This window comes from Bacillus sp. SRB_331, assembly GCF_003264175.1.
GTDB classification, from domain to species: Bacteria; Bacillota; Bacilli; order Bacillales; family Bacillaceae_G; genus Bacillus_A; species Bacillus_A mycoides.
Genome location: NZ_NADV01000006.1, coordinates 12059 through 33768 on the forward strand (window position 1 = coordinate 12059; position 21710 = coordinate 33768).

Genomic DNA, 21710 nt, shown 5'->3' on the forward strand with positions numbered 1-21710 from the left:
ATGGGAGACGTTATAGATATATATGGATTATCACCTTTGCAAAAAGGAATACTTTTTCATACTTTATACGATCAAGATGATGAACATTCTTTTTCCTACATTGTACAAGTAGGCTTCTTGCTCGGGGGGCAATTGGATGTTGCTACTTTTGAAAAGGCTTGGGAACATGTTATTCATCGACATGAGGTTCTACGTTCAGTATTTGTGTGGGAGGAAGTAGAAAAACCTCTGCAAGCAGTTTACCAACGTCTTCCTTTTACTATTCATCAAGAGGATTGGAGTGCCCATTCATATGAGGAGAGGGAGAAGAAATTACACCAGTTTTTGACTGCAGATCGTAGAAAAGGATTTTTATTGGATGAAGTACCATTGATGAGAGTCACTGCGATTAAAGAAGCAGAAGAGGAAACGAGAATCATTTGGACACATCATCATATTTTGCTAGATGGGTGGAGTGTGTCATTGGTCTTTAGTGAAGTGATGGAAGTTTATCTCAAGATGATAAAGGGAGAATTGTTGAATCTACCTAAATCTCTTCCTTATAAAAAATATATACAGTGGATAAATAAACAAGATCAAAGCGAAGCAGAGGAATTTTGGACAGAAGAATTAAAGGGGTTTTATGCACCTACGCCATTAGCGATGGAAAGAAAGGATCAAGAACAGGAGAAGGGCTATGGAGAGTGTGTTTATCAGGTGTGTGAGGAACTCACTGAGAATTTACAAGAGTGGGTACGAAATAGTCGTTTAACATTGAATACGTTAATACAAGGTGCATGGGCCTATTTGATGAGTAGGTATAGCGGTGAAAGTGATATCGTATTTGGCGTAACTAGCTCTGGACGTCCTACTGATTTGATAGGAGCAGAGAATATGGTAGGTCTATTTATTAACACATTACCTACTAGAATTCGATTAACGGATGATACATCAGTAGTAGATTGGCTTCGTAAAATACAGATGAAAGAAATGGAACGAAGACAATATGAGCATAATTCATTGGTTGATATTCAAGGGTGGAGTGAGGTTCCGCGGAATAGCTCCTTATTTCATACCTTGTATGTGTTTGAAAATTATCCAATTCAAGGTGAGAGAAATGATGATTTAAGATTACTAGATGTTAAAAGCGCGGAACAAACAAATTATCCTTTAACACTCATTGTAATGCCTGGTAAGAAAATTACTTTAAAGTTGATGTATGGTCAAAGCTATTTTAATGAAGAAACAATAAATCGGATTCAGGGTCACTTATTGCAAATATTAATTCAGATGACAAAGAGCCTAGATTCAAAACTATTTGAAATTACTCATTTAACAGTGGAAGAGCAGACACAGTTACTAGAGGAATGGAATAATACTCAAGTAAAATATTCAGCTGAAGGCATGATTCATACGGTGTTTGAGGAGCAAGTTAAGAAAAAGCCAGAAGCAATCGCAGCTATTTACGAAAATGAACAAATTACTTATAGAGAGTTGGATGAGCGTGCGAATCAGCTAGCACATTATTTACAAAAGCGTGGTGTAGGTCCAGAGTCTCTAGTCGGGGTATATATGGAACGTTCATTACAAATGATGATAGCGTTATTAGGTATTCTAAAATCAGGAGGGGCGTATGTTCCACTTGATCCTACTTATCCAGAGAGTCGGCTTCGTTATATATTAGAGGATGCTGGAATCGAGGTACTAGTGACGGAAGAAAATTCGAAAAATTTATATATATCTGAAGATGTTGAAACGATTTGTATGAATAAAGATTATACTGCAGTTGAAAAAGAAGAATCAATCCCATGTATAAGTGGTGTAACAGGGAGAAGTTTAGCGTATGTTATGTATACTTCAGGATCTACAGGGAATCCAAAGGGAGTGATGATCGAGCATCATTCAGTAATCAATTACCTAGAATGGATGCAACATAAATATCCACTTTCTGAAAAAGATGTGGTCTTGCAGAAAACCCCATTCTCATTTGATGTATCTGTTTGGGAGTTGTTTTGGGGTATTCACGTTGGAGCAAGTGTATCTTTCTTGCCTCCAGGTGGAGAAAAAGATCCTTCCATAATAGCTGAAGTGATTGAAAAACATCAGGTTACTATTGTTCAATTTGTTCCTTCGATGTTATCTGTTTTCTTAGATCACTTCAATCATATTGAGTTGAACATGAATTGTTCGTCCGTGCGTCATGTATTTTCTGGTGGAGAAGAACTAAGTTCTGGGCTGGTTAGACGATTTCAACAGCAATGGAATCAGAGCGGGCAAGTAAAATTAACCAACTTTTATGGACCAACTGAAGCAACTATTTACGTAAATGCATTTGACATTCAACCTAATCAAGAATTTGTTTCTATTGGGCAAGCGATACAGAACACGCAATTATATGTATTAGACCAAAATCAACGCTTGCAATCAATAGGGATAGAGGGTGAGTTATATATTGGTGGTGCCGGTTTAGCTCGTGGATACTTAAATCGTCCGAATCTCACTGCCGAAAAATTCGTTTCGCATCCATTTCGATTGGGAGAACGACTATATCGAACAGGAGATTCAGTAAGATATCTAACTGATGGTAATTTAGAATTTATAGGGAGAATGGACCATCAAGTAAAAATGCGTGGTTTTCGGATTGAACTTGGAGAAATTGAAGCGACTTTAGAAAAATGTTCGTTTATTAAAGAGGCTGTCGTATTAGTTAGAGAAGATCGTCCAGGTGATCAGCGATTGGTTGCATATGTAATAAGCGGTGGAAATACCCGAAAGTGGCGAGAGCATCTACAAAAACAATTGCCGAATCACATGATTCCAGCACACCTTGTAGAGTTAGAACAGTTCCCGCTTACTCCGAATGGGAAAATCGATCGAAAGGCCTTACCAGCACCTGATGAGCAACCTATAGGAGATTTAAATGTTCTACCCCGGACGCCTTCGGAAGAGCTTATTGCCTCGGTTTGGAGTCAAGTGTTAGGAACAGAAAATATCGGTATTCAGGATTCCTTCTTTGAACGGGGTGGACACTCACTACTCGCTACTCAAATCGTCTCTCGATTACAAGAATTGTTCCAGATTAAAATCCCGCTACGTGAACTTTTTAAGCACCATACAGTGGAAGCATTAGCGAAACGAGTAGATCAATTGCGCAAAGAAGATAAAAAACGAGAGATTCCACCCCTTGTACCTATGACATGGGAAGAATCTATTCCACTTTCCTATGCGCAGAAACGTCTATGGTTTATTGATCAATTAATGCCAAATAGTGCGATGTACAATATTCATGCAGCGTGTCGCTTAACAGGGAAATGGTCAATTGAAGCATTGGAGGCAGGATGGAATCACTTGTTGGAGCGTCATGAATCATTACGGATGATAATTCTAGAACAAGAGGATGAACCTTTTCAACAGGTTCAATCTCATGTATTCAGACAAATCCCTCAAACGGATCTAACAGATCTCTCTTTGGAAGATAGGGAAAGAGAGATGAAACGGCTCATTCAAAACGAAGCGGAGGAACCATTTTATTTTGGACAAGGTCCTCTAATTCGAACACGAATATTGAAAGTGGACAGGGAAGAATGGGTTCTCCTTTGTACGATGCATCATATTATTTCGGATGGGTGGTCAATGGGAATCTTACTTGAAGAATGGATGGCTTTTTATGAAGGAGCACTAAGCGGAAAGCCAGTGGAACTGAAGGAGTTATCTGTCCAATATGCAGACTTTGTCATGTGGCAGAAGGAATGGCAAAAAGAAGAGAATTTGGATCAGCACCTCCAATATTGGAAAGAAGAATTGTCTGGGGAGCTACCGGTTTTACAATTACCGATGGATCGTTCTCGACCTGTGGTTCAAACCCACCGTGGTGCAAGTCAGTCCTTAATGTTGGCGAATTCCCTACAGGAAAAGCTCAAAGATTTAAGTCTGCAAGAAGGATGCACTTTATTTATGACCTTGATGGCAGCGTATCAAAGCTTCCTTTCTCGTTATACAGGACAAGACGACATTTTGGTTGGAAGCCCAATTGCAAATCGAAATGTTAAAGAGATTGAAGGATTAATAGGTTTCTTTGCAAATACGTTGGTTTATCGAGCTGATTTCAGTGAAAATCCGACGTTCCAAGAACTTTTGTCGCAGATACGAAAAAAAGCACTAAAAGCATACGAGTATCAGGACATTCCATTTGAGAAAGTGGTAGAATCCGTAAAACCGGAACGGAATACAAGTCATTCACCGATATTTCAAACCATGTTTACTTTACAGAATACGAAACAAGAGTTTCCTCAGCTATCTGAAAGACAAATGGAACTCATGGAAAGTCATACTTCTGTTGCGAAATTTGATTTGAGTTTATTTGCTTCTGAGACGGAAGCAGGATTATCGCTAACCTTTGAATATAATACTGATTTGTTTAATGATACAACCATTGAACGTATGGCAAGTCATTTTGAACATTGGTTATATCAAATTGTATCTCATCCAAAATATTTATTATCGGAAATGAACATGTTATCGAAAGTAGAATATAAGCAACTGCTAGAGGGATGGAATGAAAAAGGTGTTGTAGATATACGAGAAAGCACGATTCATACATTGTTTGAAGAACAAGTGGAAAAAACACCAGAAGCAATTGCAGTAGTGTGCGAAGATGAAGAACTAACATATCGAGAATTGGACGAACGCTCGAATCAGCTAGCACATTATCTACAGAAAAATGGTGTAGTATGCGAATCATTGGTTGGAATTTGTGTTACACGTTCATCCGAGATGATTGTCGGCCTTTTAGGAATTATGAAGGCAGGAGGAGCATATGTCCCAATTGATCCAGCGTATCCGGAAAGTCGACTGCAATACATTTTAGAGGATGCTCAAATAAAGGTACTGGTGACACAGGAAAAGTTACAACAAAAAATGGTTATACCTAAATCCGTTGACGTGATTTGTATTGATCGTGATCGAGCAGAAATAGAACAAGAAGCAACTACGGTGTGTACGAGTGAAGTGACGGGAGATAACTTAGCCTATATTATCTATACTTCAGGTTCAACTGGAAATCCAAAGGGAGTAATGATTGAGCATAGGAATACAGTAACAATGATTCATTGGGCGCATCACACATATTCCCGAAGGGATTTAGCGGGAGTGTTGGCTTCAACTTCGCTATCCTTTGATCTATCCGTTTTTGAAGTGTTTGTTCCCTTAACGATGGGTGGTAAGGTGATTGTCGCTGAAAATGCTTTACATCTAGACAAGTTGTCTACCAAGGGTGTGACTTTGGTCAATACTGTGCCATCGGCAGCGAAGGAACTGGTTCGAGCAAAAACAATCCCATCTTCAGTAAAGGTGATGAATTTGGCTGGAGAACCATTGCCATATTCACTTGTTCAAGATTTATACGAGAGAAGTACGATTGAGAAGGTGTACAACCTATATGGACCGTCCGAAGATACTACGTATTCCACATATATGGAATTAGAAAAGGGTGTCATGCATAGGGTACCACCAATTGGTAAACCAGTCTTCAATACAGAAGTATATGTACTGAGTGCTGAACAAAAAATGGTTCCAATTGGTGTAGTTGGTGAGCTTTACATTGGTGGATCAGGATTAGCACGTGGATATTTAAACTGCCCTGACTTAACGCAAGATCGTTTTATACCGCATCCGTTTAAAGAAGGAGAGCGAGTATACCGGACTGGAGATTTAGTAAGGTATCTGCCGGATGGAAATTTGGAGTATCTTGGCCGAATCGACCAGCAGGTAAAAATTCGTGGGTTCCGAATTGAACTGGGAGAAATTGAAGCAACATTACAAAAACATAAATTAGTTAACGAAGTTATTGTGATGGTGCGGGAAGATTATCCTGGTGATCCGCGTTTGGTTGCCTATGTTGTGGGAGATGGGGATGCTCATAAGTGGCGTGATTATCTCAAGGCCCATCTACCAAATTACATGATTCCAGCCTATTTTGTCGGATTGAACGCATTTCCACTTACTCCTAATGGAAAAATTGATAGAAAGGCCTTACCAGCACCAGAGAGACAGGAGATAGAGAATTGTTATGTTGCTCCCCGTACATCTACGGAAAAAACAATCGTTTCGATATGGCATCAAGTCTTAGGTATGGAAAACATCGGAATTCAGGATTCGTTTTTTGAAATAGGTGGGCATTCATTACTTGCTACGCAAGCTGTTTCCAATCTTAAAGAGGATTTTGGAATCGAGTTACCATTGCATGATTTATTTACGTTTCATACGGTGCAGCAATTGGCTGAACAGATTGATCAATTGCTCTATAACAAAAATCAAGAAATGCAGAATGATAGTAAGGAGAATGTAAGTCTTCAAGACTATATTCAAAAAGAAGCAGAAGTGAGTAATGATGAAGAATTACTTGAACTGCTTAAGCAATTAGAAGAGCTATCAGAGGAAGAAGCACAAGGAATATTCGAGAGTAATTTAGTTGAGGAAGGGGTAAAAAAATGAGAAGTGATTTACTTGCAAAGCTGAGTTCACTTTCTCCTGAGAAGAGAGCTTGGCTTCAGAAGCAAATGCAAAAAAAGGAGAATAAAGAAGCACTTCCGTTGTCTTATGCACAACAACGTTTGTGGTTTATGGAAAGATTTAACCCAAACAGTTCTTTATATAATATTCCAACGGTATGGCATCTAAAAGGAAATTGGATTCTTGAAGCATTAGAAAAGGGATTCAATCGACTCATTGAACGTCATGAATCATTACGAACTGTTTTTAAAGAAGTAGGAGAGCAACCTGTACAACAAATTGTCGAATTCCTTCCTAGAGCCTTACCTGTAAGGGATTACTCTCAACTTCCTCTAGAAGTAAAAGAAAAAGAGGTAGATAGTTTAATTGCGAGAGAAGCGCAAGAACCATTTGATTTAATGAATGGCCCTTTAATTCGTTACCAGCTTGTTCAATTAGGAAAGGATGAATGGTTATTACTGTGTACGACGCATCATATTATTTCTGATGCTTGGTCCATCGGTATATTCATGAATGAATTACTTGCTTTCTATGAAGAAGAAACTGGTGGGAATCTTGCTAAATTAAGTTCACTATCCATTCAATATGCAGACTTTGCGAAGTGGCAAAAAGAGTGGTTGCAAGGTGATGTGTTAAATCGTCAACTTACGTATTGGCAGGAAGAATTGTCTGGAGAGCTTCCTATATTACAACTGCCAGTGGACCGACCTCGACCGGTTACGCAAACTTATGCTGGGGATACGCATCACGTGATTTTTCCTTATAAATTACTCAGTCAATTGAAGGAGATAAGTCGACAAGAAGGATCTACCCTATTTATGACTTTAATGGCTGCATACCAGAGCTTTCTTGCTCGTTATACGGGGCAAAAAGATATTCTAGTCGGAAGTCCAATTGCAAATCGGAATCATAAGGGAGTAGAAGGATTAATCGGTTTCTTTGTTAATACGTTGGTTTACCGATCAGATTTGAGTGGCACTCCTACTTTTCGAGAGATTTTGAATCAAACAAAGAAAAAGGCGTTAAAAGCTTACGGATACCAAGATATACCATTTGAAAAAGTGGTAGAAGCTGTGCAACCTGAACGAAGTATGAGTCATTCTCCTATCTTTCAGACCATGTTTACACTACAGAATATAAAACAAGAACGACTAGATCTGCCTGGTAGAAGTATCGAAATGGTAGAAAGTAATATGTCTATTGCAAAATTTGATCTGAGTTTAACTGCCTACGAAGTGGAAGAAGGTCTATTTGTCTCTTTTGAATACAACACGGATTTATTTGATAGTAGTACCGTTGTACGTATGGCAGGACATTTTGAGAACTGGTTAAATGAAATCGCGTATCATCCAGATGAATCATATACAAAGCTGTCAATGTTATCGGACACAGAGCAGAAACAACTCCTAGAAGAATGGAATGATACTGACGTGGTCTATGGTCATGAGTGTATGATTCATGAGCTATTTGAGCAGCAAGTTGCACGTACACCTGATGCAGTGGCGGTAGTTTATGAGGGTGGAAAGCTAACGTATCAAGAACTCAATGAAAAATCGAACCAATTGGCACATTATCTACAAAAACGAGGTATAGGACCTGAATCATTGGTCGGTATATGTGTTGAACGTTCTCCTGAAATGATTATTGGTCTCTTTGGGATTTTGAAAGCAGGTGGGGCTTATGTCCCACTGGACCCAAGTTATCCCGAAAACCGCCTGAGATACATTTTAGAGAATTCACAAATTCAAGTGCTGTTAACAAAAGAGGCACTACAGGACTGGTTACCTAAAGATATTCAAGCAATTTGTTTAGACCGGGATCAAGTAATGATTTCTAAAGAGAGTAATTTGGCTCCGGTGAGTGGAGTAACAGCAAATAACTTAGCCTATATCATATACACTTCGGGTTCGACAGGAAATCCGAAGGGAGTAATGATTGAACATCATTCTGTTATCAACCGCCTACAGTGGATGCAGAAAAAGTATCCATTATCTGAGGAGGATACAATCCTACAAAAGACACCGTTTTCATTTGATGTTTCTGTCTGGGAATTATTTTGGTGGTCATTTGTAGGAGCGCATGTTTGTTTGCTTCAACCAGGAGGAGAGAAAGATCCTGCGGTGATTGAGGAGTATATTGAACGATATCGTGTGACCACCATGCACTTTGTTCCGTCGATGTTATCTACTTTCTTGGATTATATGGAACAATATAATTCGAAAAGGGATGTATCGTCTTTAAATCAGGTTATTACTAGTGGAGAAGCATTAAATACTGAACAGGTTCGCCGGTTTAAGGGGGTATTTTACGATGTTCAGCGAACAAAGTTAATTAACTTGTATGGCCCTACCGAAGCGACTGTGGATGTGACTTATTATGATTGCGATTTAGAAAAAGAACCTATGCTTATTCCAATTGGTCGTCCAATTGATAATACAGAGTTGTATGTGTTGGATCAACATCAACAGGTGGTACCGATTGGGGTGGCGGGGGAACTTTACCTTGGAGGAGTAGGCTTGGCACGTGGCTACTTCAATCGACCAGAGTTAACTACTGAACGTTTTATTCCGCATCCCTTTAAGGAAGGGGAACGATTATATCGAACGGGTGACCTGGTGAGATATATGAATGATCGTAACTTGGAGTATATTGGAAGAATAGATAACCAAGTCAAAATCAGAGGATTCCGAATTGAACTGGGAGAAATCGAAGCAGCTTTACATGATCACTCATCTGTAAAAGAGGCTGTCGTGTTGGTGAAGGAAGATCGACCAGGAGATAAGCAGTTAGTAGCTTATATAGTGGGTGAAGGGGATACTGGAGAGTGGCGTGAATATCTGAAGAAGCAATTGCCAAATTATATGGTTCCGGCATACTTTTTCCAAGTTGAATCGATGCCACTCACTCCAAATGGTAAGGTGGATCGGAAAGCTTTACTGGAATTGGAGGCACAGTTCATAAGTGAAGATATTACTTCATCAAGAACACCAGTGGAGGAGCTCATCGTTTCTGTATGGAGTCAAGTATTAGGTATAAGAAATATTAGTGTTCAGGATTCTTTTTTTGAAATCGGTGGTCACTCGCTACTAGCTACTCAAGTAGTGTCACGCTTACAAGAAATCTTTCAAATCGAATTACCGGTACGCGAACTATTTGAGTATGCAACGGTGGAGTCACTGGCAAAGCGATTAGATCAGTTACGTAAAGGAGATAGAAAACGAGATATTCCGCCACTAATGCCGATGGAACGAGGGGAAACTATTCCACTATCTTATGCCCAACAGCGCTTATGGTTTATCGATCAATTTACACCTAATAGTGCACTTTACAATATGCCAATAGTATGCCGCCTTACAGGGAGTTGGCTACCTGAGGCATTGGAAACGGGATGGAATCAGCTAATAGAGCGTCATGAATCATTGCGGACGGTCTTTCATGAAGTGAACGGTCAACCCGTACAGCAAATTGAACCGTATGCTTTTCGATTAATTCCGAAAACGGATTTAACTATGCTTTCTCCAGAAGACCGAGAAGAAGAAGTTAAACGTTTGATTCAACAAGAAACCGAAGTGCCATTTGATTTAGGCGAGGGTCCACTAATCAGGACAAGTATTTTGCAAGTGGGAGAGGAAGAATGGATTCTCCTTTGTACTCTACATCATATCATTTCAGATGGATGGTCAATGGGAGTCCTACTTGAAGAATGGATGGCATTCTATGAGAAAGCTACGGATGGAAAGGTAGCAGAACTTGAACCATTACCGGTTCAATATGCCGACTTCGCTCAGTGGCAAAAAGGATGGCTGAAGGCGGAAGTGCTTGATCAACAACTCCAATATTGGAGGGAAGAATTGTCTGGGGAGCTTCCTTTACTCCAACTTCCTATGGATCGCCCGCGTCCCGCAATACAAACTCATCACGGGTCGACATACACCCTGGTTCTGCCAAGCACGCTACATGACAAATTAAATGAATTTAGTCGTCAAGAAGGGGCTACACTCTTCATGACCCTGTTAGCTGCATATCAAAGTTTTCTATCCCGCTATACGGGACAAGAAGATATTCTGGTCGGAAGTCCAATTGCTAATCGAAATTATAGAGAAATTGAAGGACTTATTGGTTTCTTCGTCAACACCTTGGTATATCGGGCTAATCTAAGTGGTAGACCGACATTTCAGGATGTTCTGTCTCAGGTTCGTCAAACAGCATTGAAGGCGTATGAGTATCAAGATATCCCTTTTGAAAAAATTGTGGAAGTTGTACAACCAGAGCGGAGTACAAGTCATTCGCCAATCTTCCAGACTATGTTCATCTTGCAAAATATGAAACAAGAGTTCCCGGTGTTATCTGGTAGAAGTATTGAAATGATAGAAAGCCATAGTCCAATCGCAAAGTTTGATTTAAGTATAATGGTAGCTGAGACGGAAGAGGGATTACTTTTTACTTTTGAATACAATAAGGATTTATTCAATGCTACAACTATTGAAAGGATGGCAGGGCACTTTGAGAAATGGCTACACGAAGTTTCTCATCACCCGAAAAATCCGTTGCATAGTCTGAGCATGCTATCGGAACCTGAGCGTACTTTGTTATTAGAAACATGGAATGACACTGTAATGGAAATGCCCCCACAGGGTCTTATTTGCGACAGATTTGAGGAACAAGTAGCAAAGCGTCCTGAAGCGATTGCGGTAGTTGATCAAACAAAAGATTGGACTTACGGTGAACTGGATGCACAAGCAAATCAGTTGGCAAATGTTTTACAGCGAAAAGGAGTCGCTCCAGAGTCAGTCGTGGGAGTTTATCTTCCGAGGTCGGCTGAGCTCATGGTAAGTTTACTAGGCATATTAAAAGCTGGTGGAGCTTATGTCGTTTTAGATCCGTTGTATCCAAAATCAAGGTTAGAATACATGATTGAAGATGCAGGAATTCAATTTGTAGTGACGGCGGAAGGACAAGAAGGCCTTTTCGAACAGGTCGAAATGGTGAGGTTAGAAGAATTAACAGTGGAAAGCGTAATCGCACCTACACGGCAGATAAATCCAGAGAACTTAGCTTACATTGTCTATACCTCTGGTTCTACAGGAAAGCCAAAGGGTGTCATGATTGAATATCGCTCATTAATGAATATGGTTTCTTGGCATCAAGGAGTTTATCGTATTACAGCAGAGGATCGTGCGACTCAGATTGCAGGGATTGCTTTTGATTCGGCTGTCCAGGAGATTTGGCCGTATCTAACTGCTGGTGCAGCACTCTACTTGTCAACAGAGGAACTGAGAATTAATCCAGAAGCACTAAGAGACTGGCTCATTGATTCGCGAATAACTGCTAGTTTTGCACCTACGCCTATTCTGGAAAGACTCTTGAAATTATCTTGGCCAGATAAAACGGATCTTCGTTTTATCATTACCGGCGGGGATCAATTAACGCAGTACCCATCTAACGATATTCCTTTTGCGGTAATCAATCAGTATGGTCCATCGGAAAATACAGTTGTTACCACGGATTGTTATGTACCTGTAGGAGTGACAACAGGTACGCCATCGATTGGTCGACCGATTGCGAATACAGAAGTTTATGTGTTAGATTCTCATCTTCAGCTAGTACCAAGTGGTGTGATTGGAGATCTCTATATTGGAGGGAAGAGTCTTGCTCGTGGATATGCTAATCGTCCGGACCTTACAAAGGAAAAATTTATTTCGCATCCATTCAAGTCAGGAGAACGTCTCTATTACACCGGAGACAAAGCAAGTTATCTTTCTGATGGTGCTCTCCAGTTCCATGGTCGTATAGATGACCAAGTGAAAATTCGTGGTTTCCGGATTGAATTGGGAGAAATAGAAGCAGTTTTGCAGGCACATTCTTCTGTGAAAGAAGCGGTTGTATTGGTACGAGAGGATGATCCAGGCGACAAGAGATTAGTAGCTTATGTAGTTGGTGAAGGAAGTGTCCAAGAATGGCGAGAGCATCTACAAACACATTTACCGAATTATATGGTCCCAACAAACTTTATTGAGATGAAATTTTTACCACTTACACCGAATGGAAAACTTGATTTAAAGGCATTGCCAATACCTAGCAAATTATCTACTGAAAATACCGTTCATGCACGAACTCCGCTAGAAGAACTTATCGCTTCAGTGTGGAGTCAAGTGCTAGGAATAGAAAATATAGGTGTTCAGGATTCTTTCTTTGAACTTGGTGGTCATTCTCTACTTGCTACACAAGTGGTCTCACGCTTGCAAGAAGTCTTTCAAATCAAATTACCGGTACGTGAACTGTTCGAATATTCAACGGTCGAAGCATTATCAAAACGAATGGATCAATTACGTAAGGGAAGCAAAAAACGAGAAGAAATTCCACCATTGATGCCGATGGAACGAGGAGATAAAATTCCACTTTCTTATGCCCAACAGCGCTTATGGTTTATCGATCAATTTACACCTAATAGTGCACTTTATAATATGCCGATGGTATGCCGTCTTACAGGAAATTGGTTACTACAAGCATTGGAATTGGGATGGAATCAGTTGATAGAGCGTCATGAATCATTGCGGACAGTATTTCATGAAGTGGACGGTCATCCTGTGCAGAAGATTCAACCGTATACTTTCCGTTCCCTTCCACAAATTGATTTAACTAAGATTTCTCCAGAAGAGAGAGAAAGAGAAGTGGAGCAATGGATTCAAACTGAAGTCGAATCCCCATTTGACTTAGAGCAAGGGCCATTGTTCCGTGGACAAATCGTGAAAATTTCAGAAGAAGAATGGGTTCTTCTGTGTAATATGCATCATATTATCTCGGATGGATGGTCGATGGAAATCTTGCTCCAAGAATGGATGGTATTTTATGAGGAGGCGATTGGCGAAAAACCAGCAGAGCTCGCACCATTACCAGTTCAATATGCCGATTTTGCTCAGTGGCAAAGAGAATGGTTGATAGATGAAGTACTAAACCAACAGCTTGCATATTGGAAGGAAGAATTATCTGGTGAGTTACCAGTCTTAATGTTGCCGATGGATCGTCCGCGTCCTCCAGTACAAACCCACCATGGATTAACTCATAATGTGTTGTTGTCACGCTCATTACTGGATAAATTAAATGAACTAAGTCGTCAAGAAGGGGCCACGCTTTTCATGACCTTATTGGCATCGTATCAAAGTTTCCTTGCCCGTTATACAGGACAATCGGATATTATTGTTGGCAGCCCAATTGCAAATCGAAATTATAGAGAAATTGAAGGGTTGATTGGTTTCTTTGTCAACACGTTGGTTTATCGAGCTGATTTAAGTGGCGCACCGGCATTTCAAGAGTTGTTGTCTCAAGTGCGGATAAAAGCATTGAAGGCATATGAGTACCAAGATGTTCCGTTTGAGAAAATTGTGGAGGTTATCCAACCTGAACGAAGTACCAGTCATTCTCCGATTTTCCAAACCATGTTTACTTTGCAAAATACGGGACAAGAGCTACCAAAGCTACATGGACGAAGTATAGAAGTAATGGACAGCAACGCTTCAATCGCCAAATTTGATTTAAGTTTAACTGCCGCAGAAGTGGAAGAGGGCTTATTGCTTACTTTTGTTTATAGGACTGATTTATTTGACAGTTTAACTATTGAATCCATAGCAGAAAATTTTGGGAACTGGTTGAATTTAATCGTGGAACATCCTGATAAATCATTAGCTAAGTTGCCGATACTGTCAGGATTACAGCAAAAACAGTTAGAAGAGTGGAATAATAATGCTGTAGCATATCCACAGGAATTTGGGATTCATCAGCTGTATGAAGAGCAAGTAAATCGTACACCTGACGCGGTGGCAGTGGTAGATGAAAAACAGCAGTTAACCTATCGAGAGCTGAATGAAAAAGCAAACCAATTGGCACATTATCTCCAAAAATGTGGGATTGGGAGCGAGTCATTGGTTGGTCTCTGCTTCCAGCGTTCAGTTGAGATGATTGTCGGTCTCATGGGGATCTTGAAAGCTGGGGCAGCGTATGTTCCATTGGATCCATCGTATCCAGAAAGTCGCCTACGATATATTCTGGAGGACACAGGGATTCAAGTATTGGTCACGAACGAAGCATTAGAAGGTTGGATAACTGAAGAAATCAAAACAGTTTGTTTGGATCGGGATAAAGCGATGATTTCGCGAGAAAGCACCCTTTCACCAATATGTGAAGTGACAGGAGAAAACTTGGCGTATGTAATCTATACTTCGGGATCAACAGGGAATCCGAAGGGAGTTATGGTAGAGCATCACAATGTGATTCGTTTATTTAAATCGACGGAATGTTGGTATCAGTTTGATGAAAAAGATACTTGGACGCTTTTCCATTCTTATGCGTTTGACTTCTCGGTATGGGAGATTTGGGGGGCATTACTCCATGGCGGAAGATTGATTGTTGTTCCTTACTGGATTAGTCGATCGCCCAAGGATTTCTATCAACTGTTAGTAAAGGAAAAGGTTACGGTTCTTAATCAGACACCATCCGCATTTCGACAATTGATACAAGTGTGTGAACAAGAAGATGAGAAGAAAGACTTGCATCTGCGCTATGTCATATTTGGTGGGGAAGCACTCGATCCTACCAGCTTGGTACCATGGTTTCAAAGGTATGGAGGGCAGGAACCACAGTTAATTAATATGTATGGAATTACAGAAACTACCGTTCATGTTACGTATTATCCAATTACTCAAGATGATGTGCAGCATGCTTCAAGAAGTAATATAGGAAAACAGATTCCAGATTTAGAAGTGTATGTACTAGACGCTTGTCAACAACCTGTGCCTATTGGCGTAGCTGGCGAACTATATATTGGTGGAGCAGGACTTGCACGTGGATATTTAAACAGACCCGAATTGACTGCAGAGCGTTTCATTCCTCATCCATTCAGTAGTGACCCAGGAGCGCGATTATATCGGACAGGAGACTTAGCGAGATACTTACCTGATGGAAATCTGGATTATCTTGGGCGGATTGATCACCAGGTGAAAATCCGTGGTTTCCGAATTGAGCTCGGAGAAATTGAATCTGCTTTAAACGCACATGTCTCCATAAAAGAGGCTGTTGTAATTGTTCGAGAAGATCAGCCGGGTGATAAACGGTTGGTGGCATATGTCGTGGGTAATGGGAATGTAGGCGAGTGGAGAGATTATCTCAAGGCGGAACTACCAAGCCATATGGTTCCTTCAGGATTTGTGATGATGGAAGCCATTCCACTAACTGCTAACGGAAAAGTTGATCGTAAGGCCTTACCAGTACCAGAGGGGAGGAAAATCGAAAGTGAATGTGTTGCCACGCGGAATGGTAACGAAGAAACACTGGCCACCATTTGGAAGCAAGTATTAGGGATTAAAAAGGTGGGAATCCATGATAACTTCTTTGAAATTGGTGGAGACTCGATTCTCAGCATTCAGATTGTCTCTCGTGCGAAGCAAGCAGGTTTACAATTGACGCCAAAGCAAATGTTTGAACACCAAACGATTGCTGAGTTGGCGCAAGTAGTCAATGAAGAACGGGGTGTACAAGCAGAGCAGGGAGTTATAACTGGAGAACTGATCCTTACACCAATCCAGCAATGGTTTTTTGCACAAGATCATCCAAACCCACACCATTGGAATCAATCCATGTTTTTTAGAACAAAAGAGCGACTGGATATAGTATTACTGGAGAAAGCTGTGCGTACCCTTCTAATCCATCATGATGCCTTGCGTTTAAGATATGAACGGTTACCGAATGGAGCTTGGAAACAGTGGAACGAAGGGATCGAAGAACAATCGACGCTGACCGTTATTTCATTAGACGAAGTGCCGCAAGCAGAATGGCATCAAGTGATTCAAGCGGAGATTGACACTGCACAAGCAAGCTTGCACTTACACGCAGGACCGCTAATGAGAATGGTGTATTTTGATGAAGGTGAGAAAAGAGCCGGCCGATTATTCTGGGTGATTCATCACTTAGCAGTGGATGGTGTTTCTTGGCGGATTTTACTGGAGGATCTGCAAACGGCGTATAATCAAGCGAGCCAGGATCAGATGATCCAATTACCTACAAAGAGTACATCCTTTAAAGCGTGGTCGGAGAAATTGCATCATTACGCTGAAGCTGGGATTGTGCAAGAAGTGCGTGATTACTGGGAGCAGCAATCCAAACAAGAAGTGGCTATGCTACCAGTGGATACCACCCTCGAAGTTCCAGCAAACACAGGAACCGAGGAGATTACCGTGGTGCTGGATGAGAAAGAGACCCGTACGTTATTGAAAGAGATTTCAAGCACTCATCGTGTCCAAATCAATGAAGTACTATTGACAGCATTGGTACAGGCTACGGCAGCATGGACAGGTCATCCGGCGCTGACCGTGGATTTGGAGGGGCATGGTCGGGAAGAGATTATCGAAGACGTTGACCTATCTAGAACCGTAGGGTGGTTTACAAGTATTTATCCTGTTCACTTAAATATTACCGGTGCTGACACGCCAATTGCAGCATTAAAAGCAGTTAAAGAACAAGTGCGTAAAATTCCTAATAAGGGTGTTGACCATGGAATTTTGCGGTATCTGAACACAACAATATGTGAGAAATGGGGGTCTCAACATACACCGTCTATTAGTTTTAACTATCTTGGACAATTTGACCAAATGTTTTCTGACGATGCAATACTTATTCCAGAGAACGGATTTAAGCGCTTAGATCATGCTTCTGGTTCCAAGCGATCGCATTTAATTGATGTAATTGGAATGGTAACGGATGGGAAACTTCAGTTCACTTGGGTATACAATGTAGGACAATATGCGAAATCAACGATTCAAAGTATTGCAGAGAATATGCTCCATCAACTAAGTAAATTGATTCAATCTGCGGGTGGAGAATCTGCACTGACCGTTTCAGATTTTGTGATGGCTAACCTTGACCAAGCCAGTTTGACAAAAGTATTAACCAAGATGAATCGTGGAAATAATTATCCGATTACCGATTTATATCCACTATCGCCTTTGCAAGAAGGTATGATTTTCCATACATTGCATGACCAAGGGGAGGAGCATGTAGCGCCTTATATAGTGCAATTAAGTTTCATGATTAGAGGAGAATTGGATATTGCTACTTTCGAACAGGCGTGGAAATCGGTAATTCAGCGGCATGAAATTTTTCGCTCAGCTTTCCTTTGGGATGAAGTTGAAGAGCCTTTACAAGTGGTGTATGAGAGTGTTCCATTTAAGGTGAATGTAGAAGATTGGCGTACGCTGACTGCTGAAGAAAAAGAAGAGAAAAGAAAAGCCTTTTTGGCATTGGATCGAAAACAAGCCTTTCTTTTTGATAAAGCGCCATTGATGCGGGTGACTGTCATTCAAGAAGGTGAGGAAGAATATCAGATTGTTTGGACACATCACCATATTCTGTTGGATGGATGGAGCCTACCACTGGTCTTTAACGAATTGCTTACAGTGTACCAGAAGAGAATAAATGGAGAAGCCGTGCATTTACCTAATTCATCGCCATACAAGAAATATATTCAATGGCTAAGAGAACAGAATCAGGAGCAGGCGGAGCAATTCTGGAGAGAGAAACTTAAAGGTTTTACAGCTCCAACCCTGCTAGGCTTAGAAAGTAAAGAGCAAGAAAAAGGTTACACAGAGAAGGTAACTTATTTATCAGAAGAGCAAACCCAAGCGTTACAAAACTGGGCGAAGCGCAATAGGCTCACTTTGAATACGGTAATTCAAGGTGCGTGGGCGTATCTCATGGGCCGGTATAGTGGAGAAGATGACATTGTCTATGGTGTAACTAGCTCAGGACGCCCTACGGAGATTATTGATGTTGAAAACATTGTAGGTCCTTTTATTACCACATCACCGACGCGAATTCAGTTGATAGATAATATAAAAATAATGGATTGGTTGCAGAAGATACAAGAGGAAGAGATAGAAAGAAGACAATATGAATATGCTTCTTTGACAGAGATTCAAGGATGGAGTGAAGTTCCTAGAGGAACCCCGCTGTTCCATAGCTTGTATGTGTTTGAAAACTACCCAGTGAAAGAGGAGTCCTCAGGAAATCTAGAAATTGGTGAGTTGGAAGGAGTAGAGCAAACTCATTATCCATTAGGATTGACAGTTGTCCCAGAAAGCCAGTTGTTGTTAAAGTTGAAATATGATCGTAGCAAGTTTAATGGTCTCACTATTGAACGGATGCTGGGGCATTTAAGCCAGGTGTTAAAGCAAATGATCGAGAACGTTGATCAAACTCTGTCGGAGCTGGTGTATGTTACGGAAATAGAACAGAAACAACTACTGGAAGAATGGAATGATAATGCAGCAGCGTATCCAAGTAAGAGTGTGATCCACAAACTGTTTGAAGATCAAGTGGATCGTACACCTGATGCGGTGGCAGTGGTAGATGAAAATCAGCAGTTGACGTATCGAGAGCTGAATGAGAAAGCAAACCAATTGGCCCATTATCTTCAGAAATGTGGAATTGGGACGGAGTCATTGGTCGGACTTTGTTTTCAGCGTTCAGTTGAGATGATTGTCGGTCTCATGGGAATCTTGAAAGCTGGATCAGCCTATGTTCCGTTGGATCCATCGTATCCAGAAAGTCACCTACGATATATCTTGGAGGACACAGGAATTCAAATATTGGTTACGAACGAAGTATCACAAGGTTGGATACCTGAAGAAGTTGAAACAGTTTGTTTGGACCGAGATCAAGCAATGATTTCGCAAGAAAACACCCTTTCACCAATATGTAAAGTGACAGGAGAAAACTTGGCGTATGTTATCTACACTTCAGGTTCGACCGGGAATCCAAAAGGGGTTATGGTGCAGCATCATTCGGTATTAAATCTATCCTATGGTTTACAGAAAGAGGTTTTTTCACATCGGGCACATGATAACATGCGCGTCGGTCTAAATGCCTCAATCGCCTTTGATTCATCCGTTAAACAATTACAAATGCTTTTGTATGGTTCTAGTTTGTATATTATCTCAACAGAAGTTCGCAGTGATCCTCAACAGTTTGTATCTTATATTCGGGAGAATAAGTTGGAAATGTTCGATATAACACCTTCACTACTCCAATTACTCATAGATGAGGGGTTGTTAGAAACAAACGATAGTGTTCATGTTCCAAGCAAGGTACTGGTCGGTGGAGAAGCGATTATGCCGTCACTGTGGGAACAACTAGTAGAGAATGACCATATCCATTTTTATAATGTATATGGTCCTACGGAATGTACGGTTGATGCGACATGCTATCGTATCAAAAAAGATAGTAAGAGAGTAACCATTGGGCGTCCGTTGCCAAACGTTCAAGCCTATGTATTGGATGAGAATTTGTTACCTGTTCCAGTTGGTGTAACGGGTGAACTTTATATCGGTGGAGCAGGCCTAGCGAGAGGATACTTGAATCGTCCAGAGTTAACGTCAGAACGTTTTATTCCTCATCCATTTATTGAAGGGGAACGGTTATACCGGACGGGAGATCTAGTCCGCTATTTAGCTGATGGCCATTTGGATTATTTGGGAAGAATCGATAATCAAGTGAAAATTCGAGGATTCCGGATTGAGCTTGGAGAGATTGAAGCGAATTTAGAAAGTCATCCATCGGTGAAAGAGGCGGTAGTCTTGATAAGAGAGGAACAACCAGGAGATCAGAGATTGGTTGCCTATGTGGTGGGTAAAGGAAGTATGCATGAATGGCGTGAGCATCTCAAGAGACAAGTACCGAATTATATGATTCCTGCACACTTTATTGAGGTAGATGCGATTCCGCTTACAACAAATGGGAAGGTTGATCGAAAGGCACTGAACAGCTTAACGATTCAAAGAGAAAGTACCTTTTCTACACCAATCATCCCACGGGATGAAATCGAGTATCAGCTGATTACAATCTGGCAGGATTTGCTACAGTTAGAAGATATCCATGTAAACGATGATTTCTTCAATATAGGAGGTCACTCTCTCCTTGTAATCAAATTGATTTCAAAGGTCAGAGAGAAATTTGGAAAAGAGATTAAGGTGCCCGCACTGATTAAGAACCCGACAGTGGAAGGGATCGCTTGTCTCATCCGTGAGAATCATCGTATGGAAGAATCGTTATCGGTTCTGGTTCCATTACAAGAATCAGAGAAAAGACCTTTCTTCTGTGTTCATCCGTTTATGGGTAATGTACTCTGTTACATTCAGCTAGCAAGTTTACTCAAGGATCACTGCTCATTTTATGGTCTACAGAATCCTCTCGTAGAGAAAGAAGGAATGGACGGGTTGATTTTATCGGAAGTAGTTCAACTCTACATCGAGGAAATAAAGCGGGCTCAGCCAGAGGGGCCGTATCGTCTGGGAGGATGGTCTCTGGGCGGTGCCATCGCCTATGAAATCGCAACTATGCTACGGAACCAGGGAGAAGAAGTTGAGGTGTTGGTACTATTGGATACCAAGGTGCCTTCAGAACGGGATTACAAGACAGAGGATGAAATGCTATCTTATATATTGGAGCATTTCATCCATATAGAGCTAGTGGATCAGGAAGAAGAGCTTGTTCATCAACAGGACATGCTTGTTGAGCAATTAATTATGGAAGGAGTGCTCCCGCCTGATGCAAATCTTACGAATTTGAAGCAAATTATCAATGCTCACAGGAAATGTCTGAATTTAATGGCAGATCATGATTTAACACCATATTTTGGGGAAGTCATTTACTTTAGTGCTGAGGAAGGTAAAGAATTGTTTACGGATTGGAAGCCTTTATTAAAAGGAAGAGTGAATATGTATTCGGTCCCTGGATCACACGAAGAAATAGTAGCTTCTCCCGCAGTTGAAAAGTTAGCTAAGTATCTACTAAATGAATTAGAAGGAATAAAAGAGACGTCCCTTTCACTAACGGAAAAGTAGAGAGCACAAAATAGGCAACTTTATAAACGAACATTGTTATTATTAAAGTCGTTATTTGTGAGTAGTAGTGTAAATAAAGAGAGCAGTCCAATAACTGCACATCAAGTGTAGGAGATTATGTATATATCAAGAGCATTACTTTTTAAGGGGCTAATGAAAAATTGCTTGATAGGGACATAGAAACATATATGAGTTGTTCATAGTATGCTGTAAATTATCTGAAGCTTTTGTACCAGAAGCGAATGCTTTGATGATATTGCTGAGGAAAGGTGTATATTTTCATTGATATGTTAATATGCACCTTTTCTATTATATTTGCACTTGAATAGATGC

Annotated in this window: 2 protein-coding genes; both read left to right on the top strand. The window is 40.6% G+C overall.

Annotated elements, in window-relative coordinates; all coding sequences use genetic code 11:
* Positions 1 to 6471: a non-ribosomal peptide synthetase gene (locus B5P42_RS03580; protein WP_113733665.1), complete on the top strand. Its 6471-nt coding sequence runs from the start codon at positions 1 to 3 to the stop codon at positions 6469 to 6471.
* Positions 6468 to 21377, top strand: a complete 14910-nt coding sequence (locus tag B5P42_RS03585; RefSeq protein ID WP_113733666.1) for a non-ribosomal peptide synthetase — start codon at positions 6468 to 6470, stop codon at positions 21375 to 21377. The genes B5P42_RS03580 and B5P42_RS03585 overlap by 4 nt, the downstream gene beginning before the upstream one ends.
* The last annotated feature ends 333 nt before the right edge of the window (positions 21378 to 21710 follow it).

What these genes read in the sequence shown, in the direction of transcription:
- B5P42_RS03585 (WP_113733666.1), top strand. Translation starts at nt 6,468, where the DNA reads ATGAGAAGTGATTTACTTGCAAAGCTGAGTTCACTTTCTCCTGAGAAG.
- B5P42_RS03580 (WP_113733665.1), top strand. Translation starts at nt 1, where the DNA reads ATGGGAGACGTTATAGATATATATGGATTATCACCTTTGCAAAAAGGA.